At 60.8% G+C, this 17,103-nt stretch carries 12 protein-coding genes; 8 read left to right on the top strand and 4 right to left on the bottom strand.

Annotated features, from left to right (window positions below; translation table 11 throughout):
* Position 1 precedes the first annotated feature (1 nt).
* Positions 2-1,144: a molecular chaperone DnaJ gene (gene dnaJ / locus B3C1_RS09290; RefSeq protein ID WP_008484419.1), complete on the top strand. Its 1,143-nt coding sequence runs from the start codon at positions 2-4 to the stop codon at positions 1,142-1,144.
* A gap of 45 nt (positions 1,145-1,189) precedes the next feature.
* Here dnaJ and B3C1_RS09295 read toward each other — a convergent pair whose 3' ends face one another.
* Positions 1,190-1,687: a GNAT family N-acetyltransferase gene (locus tag B3C1_RS09295; RefSeq protein ID WP_008484421.1), complete on the bottom strand. Its 498-nt coding sequence runs from the start codon at positions 1,685-1,687 to the stop codon at positions 1,190-1,192.
* Between the two features lie 123 nt (positions 1,688-1,810).
* Here B3C1_RS09295 and B3C1_RS09300 point away from each other — a divergent pair, with 123 nt between their 5' ends.
* Both B3C1_RS09300 and B3C1_RS09305 read left to right on the top strand, forming a co-directional pair.
* Positions 1,811-2,602 (top strand): ankyrin repeat domain-containing protein, encoded by a 792-nt coding sequence (locus B3C1_RS09300; RefSeq protein WP_008484423.1) that lies wholly within the window; start codon positions 1,811-1,813, stop codon positions 2,600-2,602.
* 63 nt (positions 2,603-2,665) lie between these two features.
* Positions 2,666-3,451, top strand: coding sequence for a M48 family metallopeptidase (locus tag B3C1_RS09305; RefSeq protein ID WP_008484424.1), 786 nt, complete (start codon positions 2,666-2,668; stop codon positions 3,449-3,451).
* Between the two features lie 308 nt (positions 3,452-3,759).
* Here the strand turns inward: B3C1_RS09305 and B3C1_RS09310 are convergent, their stop codons facing one another.
* Together B3C1_RS09310 and B3C1_RS09315 are read right to left on the bottom strand one after the other, a co-directional pair.
* Entirely contained in the window at positions 3,760-4,533 is a 774-nt protein-coding gene (locus B3C1_RS09310) for a dienelactone hydrolase family protein (protein ID WP_008484425.1), read from the bottom strand.
* 95 nt (positions 4,534-4,628) lie between these two features.
* Complete coding sequence (locus B3C1_RS09315; RefSeq protein WP_008484426.1) at positions 4,629-6,131, bottom strand: pectate lyase family protein; 1,503 nt, start codon at positions 6,129-6,131, stop codon at positions 4,629-4,631.
* A gap of 486 nt (positions 6,132-6,617) precedes the next feature.
* Here B3C1_RS09315 and B3C1_RS09320 point away from each other — a divergent pair, with 486 nt between their 5' ends.
* Positions 6,618-7,286: a hypothetical protein gene (locus B3C1_RS09320; protein WP_008484427.1), complete on the top strand. Its 669-nt coding sequence runs from the start codon at positions 6,618-6,620 to the stop codon at positions 7,284-7,286.
* Positions 7,287-7,369: 83 nt separating this feature from the next.
* On the opposite strand, the gene B3C1_RS09325 is transcribed toward B3C1_RS09320, so the two are convergent.
* Positions 7,370-8,671, bottom strand: coding sequence for a Na+/H+ antiporter NhaC family protein (locus B3C1_RS09325; RefSeq protein WP_008484429.1), 1,302 nt, complete (start codon positions 8,669-8,671; stop codon positions 7,370-7,372).
* A gap of 235 nt (positions 8,672-8,906) precedes the next feature.
* Here B3C1_RS09325 and B3C1_RS09330 point away from each other — a divergent pair, with 235 nt between their 5' ends.
* The 4 genes from B3C1_RS09330 (at position 8,907) to B3C1_RS09345 (ending at position 17,052) form a co-directional block, all read left to right on the top strand.
* Positions 8,907-9,971, top strand: coding sequence for an efflux RND transporter periplasmic adaptor subunit (locus tag B3C1_RS09330; protein WP_008484431.1), 1,065 nt, complete (start codon positions 8,907-8,909; stop codon positions 9,969-9,971).
* Positions 9,968-13,114, top strand: coding sequence for an efflux RND transporter permease subunit (locus tag B3C1_RS09335; protein WP_008484433.1), 3,147 nt, complete (start codon positions 9,968-9,970; stop codon positions 13,112-13,114). The genes B3C1_RS09330 and B3C1_RS09335 overlap by 4 nt, the downstream gene beginning before the upstream one ends.
* On the top strand, positions 13,111-13,908 hold the full coding sequence (dapB, locus tag B3C1_RS09340) for a 4-hydroxy-tetrahydrodipicolinate reductase (RefSeq protein WP_008484435.1): 798 nt from the start codon (positions 13,111-13,113) through the stop codon (positions 13,906-13,908). The genes B3C1_RS09335 and dapB overlap by 4 nt, the downstream gene beginning before the upstream one ends.
* A gap of 390 nt (positions 13,909-14,298) precedes the next feature.
* On the top strand, positions 14,299-17,052 hold the full coding sequence (locus B3C1_RS09345; protein ID WP_008484436.1) for a TonB-dependent receptor: 2,754 nt from the start codon (positions 14,299-14,301) through the stop codon (positions 17,050-17,052).
* The last annotated feature ends 51 nt before the right edge of the window (positions 17,053-17,103 follow it).

Here is a 17,103-nt window from a genome sequence, read left to right on the forward strand (position 1 = left end):
TATGTCGAAGCGTGATTACTACGAAGTGCTGGGCGTCGAGCGCAGCGCCGAAGAGAAAGACATCAAGCGAGCCTATAAAAAGCTCGCCATGAAATACCACCCGGACCGCAACCCAGGTGACGCCGAAGCCGAGGCCAATTTCAAAGAGGTTAAAGAAGCCTACGAGATCCTGACCGACAGCGACAAGCGCGCCGCCTACGACCGTTACGGCCATGCCGGGGTCGACCCCAATATGGGTGGCGGCGGCTTTGGCGGTGGCGCCGGTGGTGCCGACTTTGCCGATATCTTCGGTGACGTGTTCGGCGACATCTTTGGCGGCGGCCGTCGTGGCGGCGGTGCCCGCCAGACCCGTGGCGCCGATCTCCGTTACAACATGGAGCTGAGCCTCGAAGAAGCGGTCAAGGGGGTCTCCAAAGAGATCAAGGTGCCCACCTACGCCCCGTGCGAGAAGTGCGACGGCTCCGGCGCCAAGCCCGGTACCAGCGCCAAGACCTGCCATACCTGCCAAGGTATGGGCCAAGTGCAGATGCGCCAGGGCTTTTTCGCCGTGCAGCAGACCTGTCCTACCTGTAGCGGTTCCGGCAAGGTCATTAGCGATCCTTGCGACAGCTGCCATGGCCAGGGCCGGGTGCAAAAGACCAAGACCCTGTCAGTGAAGATCCCGGCCGGGGTCGACACCGGCGACCGCATTCGCCTGTCCGGCGAAGGGGAAGCGGGTCAGTTTGGCGCGCCGGCGGGGGATCTCTACGTGCAAGTGCACGTCAAGGACCACCCCATCTTCGTGCGTGACGGCAACAACCTGTACTGCGAAGTGCCCATCAGCTTCTCGGTGGCGGCCCTTGGCGGTGAGATTGAAGTGCCGACCCTGGACGGCCGGGTCAAGCTCAAGGTGGCGGAAGGCACCCAGACTGGCCGCATGTTCCGCCTGCGGGGCAAAGGGGTTAAGTCGGTACGCAGCGGCGTGCAGGGCGACCTGATGGTCAAGGCGGTGGTGGAAACCCCGGTCAACCTCACCAGCGAACAGCGCGAGCTGCTCGAGCAGCTGGAAAAGAGCCTGACCGGCGACTCAGCCAAGCGCCACAAGCCCAAGGCCGAAGGCTTCTTTGACGGCGTTAAACGCTTCTTTGACGACCTGTCCAGCTAAGCTGTATTGCTATCAAAAAAGCCGCCCAATGGGCGGCTTTTTTATTTAAAGCGTCTTGGCCATGCAGATCTCGCAATCGCCGTGGCCGGTGTCCCCCAGGGGCTGGGTGAGCTGTTTGAACCCCAGCTTCAGGTACAGGGCCAGGGCGCCTTCAAGGGCGGCAGTGGTTTCCAGGTAGCACAGCTTATAGCCGCTGTTTCTGGCCTCCTCCATGGCCAGCTCCGCCAAGGCCCGGCCGGCGCCAAGGCCACGCAGGGCAGGGAGGAAGTACATTTTTTGCAGCTCGCAGACGGTGTCAGAGGCACCACTGAGCGGTGCCATACCGCCACCACCCAACACCTGGCCTGCCACCTCTACCACCCAGTAGCGCCCGCCCAGGTCCAGGTAGTAGTCAAAGAGGTTGTCCAGGTGCGGGTCTGAGACCCCGTAGCCCTTGTCGGCGGTAAGACCATACTCGGCGGACACCGCCCGGATCACTTCGGCCACGGCGGCATTGTCGCTGGCTTTCATGGGGCGCAGGGTAAAAGGGGCAGCCTGGGACATGGGGTACTCCACTAAAGACGGGGGAGCCAGCTTAGCACAGGGCCAAAATGCCAGGTACTTTCAGCAGCTTGTGGCGGTAATTTACGCCATAATTTGCGCAACATTCTTGCCAAGGAGGCGGCCATGCATGCCCCGTTATTCGCCCTGTTGATATTGCTGTGTGGTCAGGCGTTGGCCCATACCCCTGTGGTGCTCAGCAAGGAAGAGGTCAGCGCCGAGCGCTCGGCGGAGCTGGGCAAGCAACTGGTGCTGGCCTTTGCCCTTAACAACCTGCAGAAGGGTCTGGCCCTGGTGGACCAGGGCGCCGATATCGCCACCCCTGTGGGGCCTGAAAAAAACCAGACCCTGCTGCACCAGGCGGTCTTTCTGCCCAAGCGCCAGCCCTGGTTGCTGGCTCTGCTGGACAGGGGGGCACCGGTGGACTTGCGCAACGCCGACGGCGAGACCCCACTCTTTAAATTGGCCCACGACGACCTGGAGCTGCTGGATCGGTTGCTGGCCAAAGGGGCCGATATCAATGCCCAAGATAATGCCGGGGTAACGCCCCTCCATGCCGTGGCCGCCTTTGACGACAACCAGTACCTGATAAAGGCCATGGTCGAGCGCGGCGCCAAGCTCAACACGCAAGACCAAGATGGCCGCACGGCGCTGATGGTGGCCGCAGAATGGGGGAAACTGGAAAACCTCATTCGCCTTTTCGAACTGGGAGCCGACCCCGAACCCAGGGACAAGGCCCACGCCTACAGCGCTGCCGATCATCTTTACCTGTTGCGAAAAAGCCTGCTCGATAGGAAGGATCTGGCCGGCGGGCAACGCAATTACGCCGCCTTGGTGGGCAAGCTGGCCCGGGATCTGGAGGCCAATGACCGGAGTCATCTGGCCCGTTATCGCCAGCAGCTGGGGTATGCGGACTGACAAGCCCCCTTGAACCGCCGGCGGGCAAAGGAAACAATAGGGAAAAGTCGAGGAGGACTGCCCGTGAAGAAGACATTGCTCGGCCTGGCCCTGCTGGCCGGCCTAAGCGCCTGCACCCAGAGCCCCACCGGCCGCAGCCAGCTGCTGCTCAATAACGAAGGCCAGGTGGCGCAGATGGGTGCCCAATCTTTCGAAGAGCTCAAGGAACAAGAGAAGATAGATAAAGACCCCCGTACCAACAAGTACGTGCAATGTGTGGCCGGGGCCATTACCCGGGTGTTGCCCAGCGAACAGCAAGGTGACTGGGAAGTGGTGGTCTTCGACTCCGAACAGGTCAACGCCTTTGCCTTGCCCGGCAAGAAGATTGGCGTATACACCGGGCTGCTCAAGGTTGCTACCAGCCCGGACCAGTTGGCCGCCGTTATCGGCCACGAAGTGGGGCACGTGCTGGCCCACCATTCCAACGAACGTCTCAGCCAGAACCAGATCTATTCCGGTGTTTCGGTGTTGGCGGCGGTAGCCCTTGGCATGTCGGATGTGGATAACAAGGGCCTTTACATGGCGGCCCTTGGCGTCGGTGCCACCGTGGGGGTGCTGCTGCCCTATTCCCGTAAACACGAGTCAGAAGCCGACGCCATAGGCTTGAAGCTGATGGCCGAAGCCGGCTTCGATCCCAACCAGGCGGTGGTGTTGTGGCAGAACATGGAGCAAAAAGCCGGGGAGACCCCCCCTGAACTGCTCTCTACCCACCCCAGCCCCGGTTCCCGTATCAAGGACCTGTCCAACCAGGTGCCGGCGGTGATGCCCCTTTATCAAAAGGCGGCCGTTCATCCCAACTGTAAGGCCTAAAAAAGGCGCCCCTAAGGGCGCTTTTTTATTTTCAGCGTTAAACCACCTCCTCTGGCGATGGTGATCGTCAAGTAGGGGCTATGCCCGTAGAGAGCCCATTATCAAAAGATGCTGGTATTCGAGTGCTAAGCAGGTGATTGCCGTGATGCTTTTTTGCATTGGCTGATGCTGTTCAGCGAGAGAGTTAGCACGTGAGGTGAGAAAAATCGTTAAACAAGGGGAGCTTAGTCAGTGAGGAGATCTTGCTGGCACGAAAGCCCCCTTCTAGGGGGCCTTCTCTCAAAGTCACCATCTAAGAAGGTGGTTTTTTACTGCCCCTTTAGCATCCTAAGCAAAGCCGCCCAGCTGTCTTTGTCGGCGCGCTCGTCGTAGGCGAAGGGCATCTTGAATTTCTCACCTTTGCCATCGGCGTCCGGCACCGTGAAGCTGTGCACGGCTCCGGGGTAGACCCGAAAGTCCAAATCGGCACCGGCGGCCAGCATTTCGCTGACAAAGGCCGTGGCCTGTTCGGCCGGCACGAAGGGGTCACTGCCCCCAGTGGCCACCAACAGTCTGGCCTTGAGAGTGCCTGGCTCGGCCTTGATGCTGCTGCCCAGGCTGCCGTGGAAGCTGGCCACCCCGGCCAGGGGTTTGCCCAGCCTGGCCTGGTTCAACACCACGGCGCCGCCAAAGCAATAGCCGATGGCGTACACCCTGTCCTTATCCACCAAGGACAGGCCCCGCAGTATGTCCCAGGCCGCCTCGAAACGGGCATTGAGTTTATCGGGTTCCTTGAGGGCGGCCTGCATAAAGGCCTTGGCGTTGTCCGGGTGCTCGGCTACCTGGCCGGTGCCGTACATGTCCACCGCCACCGCCGGATAGCCGGCTTCGGCCAGCATCTGCGCCCTGTGTTTGGCGTAATCGTTAAGGCCCCACCATTCGTGGACCACGATCACCCCCGGGCCCTTGGCGCTTTGGCTGTCGTCCTGGTAGAGCAGGGCTGTGCCCAGGTGATTGGGCAACTCGATGGTTTTTTCGGTGACCTTGGCCTGGGCCGGCAGGGCCAGGCCCACCAGCAGCAACAGGGGAAGCAGGGCTTTCATGGGGCATCCTTGTGTGGTTTTTGACCACTACAACATAGCGCCCCCCAAGCCGCTGGGGAAGAAATAGCTCCCCCGCCGGGCAGGGGAGCCAAGGGTCAGTGAGCGTAGGTTTCAAACTCGGCCACGGCCGGAGTGGCGCTGGCGCTTTGGATATTGAAGTTGATTTTTTGCAGGCTGACCGGGGCAAAGCTGATGCTGCCGGCCCCGTTGCCGCTGGCCAGCACGGCGCCGGTATCGTTGTTGACCAGGGTCCAGCCTTGGATGCGCCCTTCGAAACCGGCGGCCTCTTTGATGATCACCTTGCCGACACTGGTGGCGCTGCTCCATTTGATGGAAATGCGGCCGCTGGTACCGGAAGGGGACCAGTAGCTGGCCAGATCGCCGTCGCGCACGTCCCCATAGCTGCCGCTGCCCTTGCTGGAGCCGTCCGAGCCGGCCCCCAGGGACAGGTTGCTGCCCGGATCGCCACCGCTGCCATCGTCGCCGCCGTTATCGCCCCCGTCACCCGGATCGCCGCCATTGTCGCCGTCCCCCGGTTGGCTGCCGCAGGCACCGTCCGATTCGCCAAGGCCGGTGTTGACCCCGGCTGTGGCCAGCACCAGGTCCTTGACGCAGTCACTGTCGTCCAGCTGGTAGCTATAAGGGATATCGATGCTGGCGGTGGATACCAGGCTGGGGCCGGCCGGGTGATTGGTGTCGTTGTCCAGCCAGGTGACGTTGGTGAAGATGTTGCCGCTCAGATCCCAAAAGCCCATGTCGTCGGTGTAGAAGGTGCCGATGGGATTCTGGGCGTTTTCAAAGACGTTGTTCTCGGCTTTTATCTGGCCGCCGATACGGGGGTTCATGCCCGACTTGCTGATGCCGTTGTAGTAGTTGTTGTAGGCATGGACTGTACCGTGGCGCAGCAGCGGCAGCCGCGAGTCGATGTCTTCATAGCGGTTGTGGTGGAAGGTGACGAAGCCGTTGTCGGTATCGGAGTCGCTGGAGCCGATCAGGCCGCCTCGGCCGGAATGGTGCAGGTAATTGTAGGATACCGTCACATAGCGGGTGGTGGCCTTCATGTCGATAAGGGCGTCGTAGCCGTCACTCTCGCCCCCCGAGGCCTCCAGCTCGTTGTGGTCTATCCAGACATTGGACACGTCGCTTTCCATACCGATGGCGTCGCCGCCGTTGGACAGGGGGGAGCCGGATTTTTTGACGTTACGCACATGGATGTTGCGGATGATGATATTGGAGGCTTCCCGCAGGTGGATGCCAATTTGATCAAAGAGGGCGCCCTGGCCGGTGCCGATCAGCGACAGGTTGCTGACCCTCTTGAATTGAATCTCGCTGTCGGTGGTGTCGCAGCTGCCGGACACCTTGCTGGTATTGCCGTGGTTGATGGTACCGGTCACGTAAATGATCAGGGGGGTGTCGTCGGCCGGGCGGCTGCACATGGCCTGGTTAATTTCGGTGCCGGTGCTGGCATAGACCACCTGGCCACCCTGGCCGCCTGTGGTGCCGCCGTTGAGGCTGGCATAACCCTCCAGGGCGCCGTGGGCCTGCGCCATGGCCAGGCTGCAGCCGGCCAGGGCAAAGATCGTTATGGTTCTTGGCATGGTGTTGTCCTCACTCTCAGTTGGCTTGGCAACCTTTGCTCTACGATTGCTCTTTGGTATAGCGACAGGGAGTGTAGGAAAACCCCAGGGCCGGGCGTTTTAGATATGAAACTTTTCGATGATTACCAAAAAAACTAAATTTATTCAGAAGGTTAATCCCCTCATTCTTTAGGAAGTTTTATGGATAAAGGGCTTTATTTCCGCCTTAGATCCAGTCAACTTTGAAGCATGGCTTGCTTTTCCCCGGCCTTTGAAATGCCTGCTTGCTGTAAAGACAGCCTCAGCAATCAATTGACGTTACCGGGCGCGGCCAGTAGTTTGATCTTTGACAGGGAATGCAGTAATTAGGCTTTTAAAACAATAGGATATTCATCTGTCGATTTCCTGTCATGATGCAATGTCGCAGCAAAGTGGTGCTGATGGCTCTGTGCATCTACCGGTTTTTAAATCAGGGCGGTAAAGCAGCCCAGGGAAGGAGAGGCAAGGATGAAATCTGGTGTGCTGGTTCTGATCTTGGCGTTGGTGATAGGTGCCGTGATGATATTTTCAGGGGGCTTTTCTGCTGATCCAAGCAAAGGCAGTGATAGGTCACGGGAAGAGACAACATCGGCAGGGCCATCCCCCTCGGTGCCAACGACAGATGATGCAGCATGGGGGGACAAAGATAGAGGCAGTGCGCCCGAGGCCGATGCCGACAAGACAGGGGCTGGCTTGGCTGAGGCAGAAGATGCTTGGGGCGATGAGAAGGCCATTTACAAAGGCGACACCGTCGATATGGAACGGGTATCGGCACTGGTGGGGAGCGATACCTTTAACGACAAAGTGCAGGCGCTCAGAGACAATACTCAGAAGAGTGAAGACGCCATGGCACTGGAGCAGGACCTTTACCAACGCTTTAACGATGCCTTGGGCCAGCATGGCGGTATTTACTTTGCCGATGCCGCCTGCAATGGCCAGTTCTGCCTGGCCAGCATCAACTTTGGGTCCAAGGACGCGTTGGAAGGGTACTTGCAGTCGACAGTACAGGCAGACAGTTTTCCCTTCCAATACAGTGCCCAACAAGAGGTCACCACCGATTCAGGCCAGGAACTTCATCTGCTTTTTATGAAAACGCCTCCAAGGTTTACGGTAAACCATGCCTCTATCGGTCAATGAGGCTGTCGCAGTGTGGCGAGCCTGGTAAATAGACTGCCGTTATAAAAAAGCCCCTCTGGCGAGGGGCTTTTTTATGGCTGCATTTAGTGCTTAACCAGCCACTTTCGCACCGGTGCCACAAAGAGGGTGGCCAGGGTGATGGCGGCCAGCAGCAGCACGTAGCCGGAATGGCTGACCACCTCTATGGGGGACAGGCTGAAGGTGGCGCCCAGCAGCAGCGCCTGGGCGCCCCAGGGAATCAGGGCTTGGTTGATGCAGGCGAAGATGTCCAAGAGGCTGGCGCTGCGCACCGGGCTGATGCCGCTCTGTTCGGCGATGTCTTTGGCCAACTGGCCGTTGACGATGATGGAGATGGTGTTGTTGGCAGTACAGAAGTTGGTACTGAACACCAGGCTGGCGATGGCCAGCTCGCCGCTGCGGCGGCTGCCGCCCCGGCCCAGCTTCTGGGCCAGCCAGGCCAGGCCACCTTGTTTTTCCATCAGGTAGGCCAGGCCTCCCATCAGCAGGGACAGGATAAAGATTTCCTGCATGCCGGTGAAACCGTTGTAAATGTCGTTGGCGTATTTGTCCAGGGGGTAGTTCCCCTGGTAGAAGCCCACCAGGCCGGCTAGCACTATGCCGAGGATCAATACCGCAAAGACGTTCAGGCCCATGATGGCCAGCACCAGTATGGCCACATAGGGCACTACCGCCAGCAGGTTGTAATCGTCGCCCTGTACCGGGGCATTACCGTTGCTGGCCAGGGCCAGCCACAGCAGGGTCAGCAGGGCGGCGGGCAGGGCCAGGCGGAAGTTGGCGCGGAACTTGTCTTTCATGTCGCAACCCTGGGTGCGGGTGGCGGCGATGGTGGTGTCGGAGATGATAGACAGGTTGTCGCCGAAGATGGCACCGGACAACAGGGCGCCGGCGGTCAGGCCAAGGGACAGCTCCCCCTGCTGGGCCAGGCCAAGGGCCACAGGCCCCAGGGCCGCTATGGTGCCCATGGAGGTGCCCATGGCGGTGGCGATAAAGGCAGCGATGACGAACAGGCCCGGCAGCAGCAGGGAACTGGGCACCAGGTCCAGGCCGAGGGCGACGGTGGCATCAACGCCGCCGGTGGCTTTGGCTACCACCCCGAAGGCGCCAGCCAGCAGGTAGATGATGCACATGGCCATGATATTGGAATGGCCACAGCCTTGTAGGAACTGTTCTACCGTTCTGTTGAGGCTGTCTTTGGCGATCAGCACGGCGACGATCAGTGCCGGCAGCACTGCCACCGGGGCCTTGAGCTTATAGAAGGCGTAGTCGACGCCGGTCAGGCTCAGGTAGGTGCCTACTCCCAGGAACAGTGCCAGGAAAGTGAGCAGCGGCAACAGCGGCCAGGGAGAGGGATGGGGTTTGGTCATGCAAGCACCTGTTGTATCGACACCGAGGGGCCCGGAGGGCCAAGGGCGCGCAAATTTACGCCAGCTTCAGGGCGCTGTCAACGTCTAGACGTCCAGACGTGGGCATGGATAAAAGCCGGGGCCCGGCAGCGGCCTTCGACTTATCGCAGCTCTTTATCGGCATGTCCGATCCCGTAACAAGGCGTTCACAGTTGATGCGATTATTAGCCTTATAGCGATATCAGGAAATGAAACCATGAAAAAACTGGCCATATTGGCGGCCCTGGTGGCCATTGGAGCGGCTGGCACCTATTGGTGGCAGCAAAGCCAGGGGCGCGTCCAGAGCCAGGCACAGGCGACTGTGGTGCGGGTTACCACCAGTCCAGCCAAAATGCAGCGGATCTCCGATGAAATCGAAGCTTTGGGCACTACTGAAGCCTTCGAGTCGGTGATCGTGACCGCCAGCGTCAGCGACACCATAGCCCGGGTGCATTTTCGTGATAACCAGCAGGTCAGGGCAGGGGAGCTGCTGGTGACCTTGCAGCACCAGGAAGAGCAGGCCGCCTTGGACGCTGCCGGGGTGGATCTCAAAGAGCAGGAGCGGGAATACCGCCGTATTGCCGACTTGGTCAAATCCAAGACCATAGCCGCCTCAGAGCTGGACCGGCTGCAAAGCGCCATCGATATCGCCAAGGCCAATGTGGCCAAGGCTCAGGCCCAGCTCAACGACCGTTTTATCCGCGCACCCTTCGACGGTGTGCTGGGTTTTCGCCAGGTCAGTACCGGCGCTTTGGTAAGCCCGGGCACCCCCATCACCACCCTCGATGATGTCAGCCCCATCAAGCTCGACTTCACGGTACCGGAGCGGTTCCTGCCGATACTGGTGCCGGGCAAGGACATCTACGCCACCTCGGAGGCGGTGCCGTCCAAGCGTTTCCAGGGCAATGTAGCCAGTATCGACACCCGCATCGACCCGGTGTCCCGCAGCGCCACGGTGCGGGCCGAGCTGGAAAATAAGGAAGGGCTGCTGCGCCCCGGAATGCTGCTGAGGGTGCGGCTGGTCAAAGAAGCTCGCGAGGCCCTGGCAGTCGCCGCTGCCTCGGTGTTCCAGGTTAAAAGCCAGCACTATGTGTTTGTGGTGGGCAGCGATCTCAAGGTGGAGCAGCGTCCCATTACCCTGGGGCTGCGGCTGCCGGGCATAGTGGAAGTGGTGGATGGGCTGGCGGCCGGGGAGCAGGTCATTACCCGTGGCTTGCTCAAGGTCCGTGACGGCGCCACAGTCGAGGTCAAGGAAGAAGACATTCCGGGGGGCAAGGCATGATCCTCACCGACATGTCGGTGCGGCGCCCGGTGGTGGCGTCGGTGCTGTCGCTCCTTATCATCATCTTCGGCCTGGTGGCCTTCGGCAAACTGCCGCTGCGCGAATACCCCAGCATCGATCCGCCCTTGGTCAACATTCAAACCAGCTACCGGGGCGCCTCGGCGGCGGTGGTGGAGTCCCGTATCACCCAGATCCTCGAAGACCGGGTGTCGGGCATCGAGGGTATTCGCAACATCACCTCCAGCAGCCAGGACGGCAGCTCCAGCATCACCATAGAATTCGACATCAGCCGCAACATCGATGCCGCCACCAACGACGTGCGCGACAAGATCTCCGGCGCCCTCAACAACCTGCCGGAAGAGGCCGATCCGCCGGAGGTGTCCAAGGCCGGCTCCGACGACGAAACCATCATGTGGCTGAACCTGGTGTCGGACCGCATGACGGTACGGGAGCTGTCCGACTACGCTGACCGCTACCTGGTGGACAAGTTCTCGGTACTGAACGGGGTGGCCAGGGTCCGCATAGGCGGCGAACAGCGCACCGCCATGCGCATCTGGCTGGACCGCCAGGCCCTGGCCGCCCGTGGCCTGACCGTCACCGACGTGGAAGACGCCCTGCGCTCCCAAAACGTCGAGCTGCCGGCCGGCGATCTGGAAGCCCTGGACCGCCAGTTCACGGTGCGGCTGCAACGGCAATACGAAAAGCAGGAAGACTTTGCCAACCTGGTCATAGGCCGGGGCGGCGACGGCTACCTGGTCAAGCTGGCGGACGTGGCCCGGGTGGAAGAAAGCACCGACGAGACCCGCAAGATGTTCCGGGGCAACGGCGAGAACATGGTGGGCCTGGGCATCGCCAAGACCTCCACCGCCAATACCCTGGAAGTGGCCAGGGCCTCCCACCAGCTGGTGGCGGAGTTGGCTCATACTCTGCCGGCCGGCATGGACCTGCTGGTGGGCTATGACTCGTCCATTTTCATCGAACGCTCGGTCCAGGAAGTGTACGAGACCCTCTTTATCGCCATGGTGCTGGTGGTGGTGGTGATCTACCTGTTCCTGGGGTCGGTGCGGGCCATGCTGATTCCGGCCCTGGCGCTGCCTGTGTCCCTGATGGGGGCCACCATAGTGCTCTATGCCCTGGGTTACACCATCAACCTGTTGACCCTGCTGGCACTTATCCTGGCTATCGGCATGGTGGTGGATGACGCCATCGTCATGCTGGAGAACGTCCACAGGCGTATCGAAGAGGGCGAGTCGCCCCTGGTGGCCTCTTTCCTTGGCGCCCGCCAGGTGTCCTTTGCGGTCATCGCCACCACGGCGGTGCTGGTGGCGGTGTTCCTGCCCATCACCTTCCTGGACGGCGACCTTGGCAAGCTTTTTACCGAGTTCTCGGTGGCCATGGCCTCGGCTGTGGTGTTCTCGGCCCTGGTGGCCCTGACCCTGTCCCCCATGATGTGCTCCAAGCTGCTCAAGCACCATGAAGGCCATACGGGCTTGTCGGCCCTGGTGGATAGGCTGCTGGGGCGGCTGGCGGCCAGCTACCGGCGTTTGCTGGCCCGCCTTATCAAGCACCCGGTGTGGGTGGTGGCGCTGGTGGTGGCCAGCCTGTTCGGGGCCGGTTGGCTCTTTGAAAAGGTGCCGGGGGAATTTACCCCCACCGAGGACAGGGGCTCGTTTTTCATCATGATCAACGGCCCAGAAGGGGCGTCCTACTCCTACATGGAAAAGTACATGGACGAGATAGAAAAACGCCTGATGCCCATGACCGGGGATGGGGGTGAGATCAACCGCATGATCACCCTGGCCCCCCGTGGCTGGGGCGGGGTCCGTGCCTACAACAGCGGCATGATGATCCTCTCCCTCAAGGACTGGTCACAGCGCCGCTCCATCTTCGAGATCATGGACGACGTGCGCGGCCGTATCGGCGATTTGGCCGGGGTGCGGGCCTTTACCATAGTGCGCAGTGCCTTCGGCCGGGGTACATCCAAGCCGGTGCAGTTCGTGCTGGGGGGCCCCGACTACGACAGCCTGCGAGAATGGCGTGACATCCTCAAGGCCGAAGTGGCCAAGAACCCGGGGCTGACCGGCGTCGACGACGACTACAAGGAAACCAAGCCGCAGTTGAAGATCACCGTCGACACCGGCCGGGCCAACGACCTTGGTATCACCATGAGCGCCATAGGCCGCACCCTTGAAACCATGCTGGGTTCCAAGGTGGTGACCACTTACGTCAAGGCCGGTGAGGAGTACGACGTTATCCTCGAAGGGGAAAGGGACAAGCAGCGCTCGCCCCAGGCCATTGGCGGCATCTATGTGCGCTCTGACAAGAGCGGCGATCTGGTGCCTTTGTCGTCGGTGCTCAAGGTACAGGAGGTGGCGGACGCCTCCGGCCTCAACCGCTACAACAGGATGAGGGCCATCACCCTGGAGGCGAACCTGGCCGACGGCTACAGCCTGGGTGAAGCCCTCAACTACCTGGATGACCTGGCGGCGCGGCTGTTGCCGGCCGAGGCCACCGTCAGCTACAAGGGCCCGTCGCTGGACTACAAGAACTCCGGCAGCTCGGTGTACTTCATCTTCGCCCTGGCCCTGGGGGTGGTATTCCTGGTGCTGGCGGCCCAGTTTGAAAGCTACGTGCACCCCTTCGTGATCATGCTGGCGGTGCCCCTGGCCATGGTGGGGGCCCTGGTGGGGCTCTACCTCACCGGTCAGACCCTCAATATCTACAGCCAAATCGGCATCATCATGCTCATTGGCCTTGCGGCCAAGAATGGCATCCTTATCGTCGAGTTCGCCAACCAGCTGAGGGACGAGGGACAGGAATTTATCGAGGCCCTGCTCAACGCCTCGGCCCAGCGCTTGCGGCCGATCTTGATGACAGGTATCACCACCGCCGCCGGCGCCGTGCCCCTGGTGCTGGCCAATGGCGCCGGCGCCGAAACTCGCTATGTGATAGGGGTGGTGGTGCTCTTTGGCATAGTGGTAGCCACCTTCTTTACCCTGCTGGTCACCCCGGTGATGTACGCCTGGCTGGCAAGGCGCACCCTGTCTCCCGAGCATGTCACCCGGGAGCTTAACGAAGCGCTGAAACGGGAAGGAAAAGCGGTTAGAGTGTTGCCCTCTGAACTGGACGAGGACCAAGCATGACACGCATCGCCATACTGGGCGCCAATGGCCGCATGGGCAAGGCCCTGATCCGCGCCGTGGCCCAGCAAGACAAGGCCCGGCTGGTGACGGCCCAGGTCCGTCCCGGTAACGCTTTTGTCGGCATCGACGCCGGCACCCTGGCCGGTATAGACCCCCTGGGCCTGGCCCTGGGCCCAGAGCTGGACCCCGACACCCAGGTGGTTATCGACTTTACCGCCCCGGACAACACCGCCCTGGTGGCCAAGGCCTGCGCCGAGCGCGGCCAGGCGCTAGTGGTGGGCACCACTGGCCTGGACGCCCAGCACAAGGCGGCCCTGGCCGAGGCGGCCAAGTCGGTGCCGGTGGTCTTTGCCCCCAATATGAGCGTGGGGGTCAACCTGCTGCTGGGGCTGGTGTCCCTGGCCAGCAAGGTGCTGGGAGACAGCGTCGATATCGAAGTGCTCGAAGCCCATCACCGCCACAAGAAAGATGCTCCTTCCGGCACCGCACTGGCCCTGGGGGAAGCGGCCGCCCAAGCCCTGGGCCGGGATCTGGCCCAATGCGCCGTGTACGGCCGCGAAGGCATCACAGGTGAGCGCGACCGCCAGACCATCGGCTTTGCCACAGTGCGGGCCGGCGACATCATCGGCGAACATACAGTGCTCTTTGCCGGTGACGGCGAGCGTATCGAGCTGACCCACAAGGCCCACAACCGCGAGACTTTCGCCACCGGCGCCGTGCGCGCCGCCCTCTGGCTGAACGGCCGGGCCCCAGGCCTGTACGACATGCAAGACGTGCTGGGTCTCAAGGCCTGAGCAGCTTAAGGTCACTGTCCAAACCGCCCCAAGGGGCGGTTTTTTCGTCTTTGGGGCCTTGCTTGCCGTGCGCGGCAACTTTGTTGCTTTCTCGTTAATTAAATCAGGCGCTTAACCGGCAGTTACCTTCCTTTTGAGGTCATTTTTGGCCTGTGCGCCGGTTAAAAGATTATTACCAAAGGCTTTTGAATACGTATGCAATGCGTTGTCCTGCGATCAACCTATTGCGTAGCATTCAGCTCGGGTAGCGGCTGCCTGTTGACGTTAAGGTAAATCGAAAAATCAAGGCCGCGCAGACACTAACGATAAGCCCGAGGGGCAATGGGGGAAACGATGGCGACATTCAAGCCGAACGTACTAGCTGTAGCGCTGGCGGCCGCAGGGCTGACCATGTCCGCCCTGCCGATGCAGGTGTTGGCGGCGCAGGAAGCGGCCAAGGCGGCCGACCAGACCGACGCAGACAAAGCCAAAAACGACGATGTCGAAGTGATTGAAGTCACAGGCTTTCGCGCCAGTCTGCAGCGTTCCCAGGCGATCAAGCAGACCAATACCTCTATCGTCGAGGCGATCTCCGCCGAAGACATCGGCAAGCTGCCCGACTCCAGTATCGCCGAGTCCATTGCCCGTCTCCCCGGCCTTGCCGCCCAGCGCCTTGATGGCCGTGCCAGCGGTATCTCGGTACGCGGCCTGAGCGAAGATTTCAGCACCGTGACCTTTAACGGCCGCGAGCAGGTGTCCATAGGTGACGGCCGTGGTGTGGAGATGGATCTCTATCCGTCCGAGATCATGAATGCGGTGGTGGTCTACAAGACCCCCGATGCCAGCCTCACCAGCCAGGGCATTGCCGGCACCATCGACCTGCAAAGCGTTCGCCCCCTCAAGCAGGACAAGCGCAGTTTCTCTGCCAACCTGACCGGCGAAAAGAACGACATCGGCAAGCTCAACCCGGACGGCAAGGACAAGGGCTGGCGCTCCAGTGTGTCCTACATCGACCAGTTTGCCGACGACACCATAGGTGTGGCCCTGGCCTACGCCCATATGGACTCCCCCAACAACGAGCGCCGCTGGAACTCCTGGGGCTTTGCCAACGACGACGACGGCAATCTGGTACTGGGGGGCGCCAAACCCTACGTCCGTTCCAGCGAACTCAAGCGTGACACCGTCATGGGCGTGCTGGAATTTGCCCCCAACGACCGCTTCCACGCCACTTTGGATGCCATGCACATCGACTTCAAAGACGAGAAGCGGCTGCGTGGCATCGAGATCCCTGCCTTCTATGGCCAGGGCACCATCGAAAACCTGCAAGTGGTAGACGGCTTCGTTACCCAGGGCATCATCCACGATCAGCGGGTAGTTATCCGCAACGACTACGACGAGCGCAACGCCGACCTGGACTCCCTGGGCCTGAACCTGGAATACAACCTGGGTGACAACTGGCAACTGGCCGGCGACCTGAGCTATTCCAAGGTAGAGCGTGACATCTTCAGCCTCGAGTCCTACTCCGGTACCGGCCGTGGCAACGACAACGGTGTGGCCGACGACATCGGCTTTACCCTCAACGGCGGCGCCGAGGGTGCCCACTTTGACCCCACCCTGGATTACAGCGATCCCAGCCTTATCATGCTGGGCGGCCCCCTGAGCTGGGGTAACGGTATCGCCGTACCCAGCGACGGCCAAGACGGTTTTATCAACCGCCCCGAAATAGACGACGAGATCAAGGCTGCCAAGTTCAGTGCCGTGCGCTTTACCGACAACGACATCGTCAGCAGCGTCAAATTCGGCGTCCATTATTCCGAACGCACCAAGACCCGCGAAGATCACGGCACCTACCTGACCCTCAAAGCCTACCCGGCCATGCTGCCGGTGCCGGCCGAGTACCTGCTGGCACCCACCAGCCTGGACTTTATCGGCATGGGCAACATGCTGAGCTATGACTCCAAGCGCCTCTATGACGACGGCTTCTATAACGGCTTCGATCAGGGGGCTACTGAGCCCGATCGTGCCCGTAACTCCTGGGAAGTGGAAGAGAAGGTCACCACCGGTTTTGTGATGGCCAATATCGACAGCACCCTGCTGGGCCTGCCGGTCAAAGGTAACGTCGGTGCCCAGTACGTGCACACCAACCAGCGTTCCCTGGGCAACCAGGTGACGGTGGTGGATGGCGCCACCCAGATCGACAAGATCGATCGCGGCACCAGCTACAACGAGTTCCTGCCCAGCCTGAACCTGAGCTTTGAAGTGGCCGACCAGCAGTTCGTGCGTTTCGGTGCCGCCCGTACCCTGACTCGCTCACGCATGGACCGCATGAACGCCAGCTACGGCTACAGCTTCAACCCGGCCCTGAACGTGGCTAACGCCCCCATCAGCAACTCCCCCTGGAGCGGCGGTGGCGGCAACCCGGAGCTCAAGCCCTATATCGCCAACCAGTATGATCTGAGCTACGAAAACTACTTCGCCGGCCAGGGTTACTTCAGCGCCGCCATCTTCTATAAGGATCTGAAGAACTGGCAGTTCAACGTGTCCAGCATCGAAGACTTCTCCGATGTACCGCCCCTGACCACGGGCGATGTCTACCAGTACAAAGGTGTGGTGACCCGTTGGGAGAACACCGAAGGCGGTTACATCAAAGGCGCCGAGTTCACCCTGTCCCTGCCCGGTGAACTGCTGAGCGACTACCTGGAAGGCTTCGGTGCCATCTTGAGCGCCACCTACAACACCAGCGCCGTGTCTTTTGCCTATCCATCCGGCATCGACGCCAACGACAATGTCACTTACGACAGCACCAATATCCAGGTGCCGGGCCTGTCCCGCCAGATCTACAACGCCACCTTCTTCTATGAGAAGAACGGCTTCCAGATCCGCACCAGCATGCGTAAGCGCAGTGACTTCAATGGTGAAGTATCCGGCCTGTCCTTCAGCCGTACCCCGGTCAACGTCAAGGGTGAAGAGATCTGGGACGCCCAGATCAGCTACGACTTCTCCGAGTCCGGCATCGACTACCTGGACGGCCTGACCATCATGCTCCAAGGCCAGAACCTGACCGACGAGCCCTTTACCACCACCGAGCCCGGTGACGACCGCCAGGTCCGTGACTACCAGCTGTATGGCCGTAACTATCTGTTGGGCCTGAGCTATAAGTTCTAAGTGTTTTTGCGATGACATTGCCCCTGACAGACTCTGGTCTGCAGGGGCATT

Origin of the sequence: Gallaecimonas xiamenensis 3-C-1 (assembly GCF_000299915.1) — a bacterium.
GTDB classification, from domain to species: domain Bacteria; phylum Pseudomonadota; class Gammaproteobacteria; order Enterobacterales; family Gallaecimonadaceae; genus Gallaecimonas; species Gallaecimonas xiamenensis.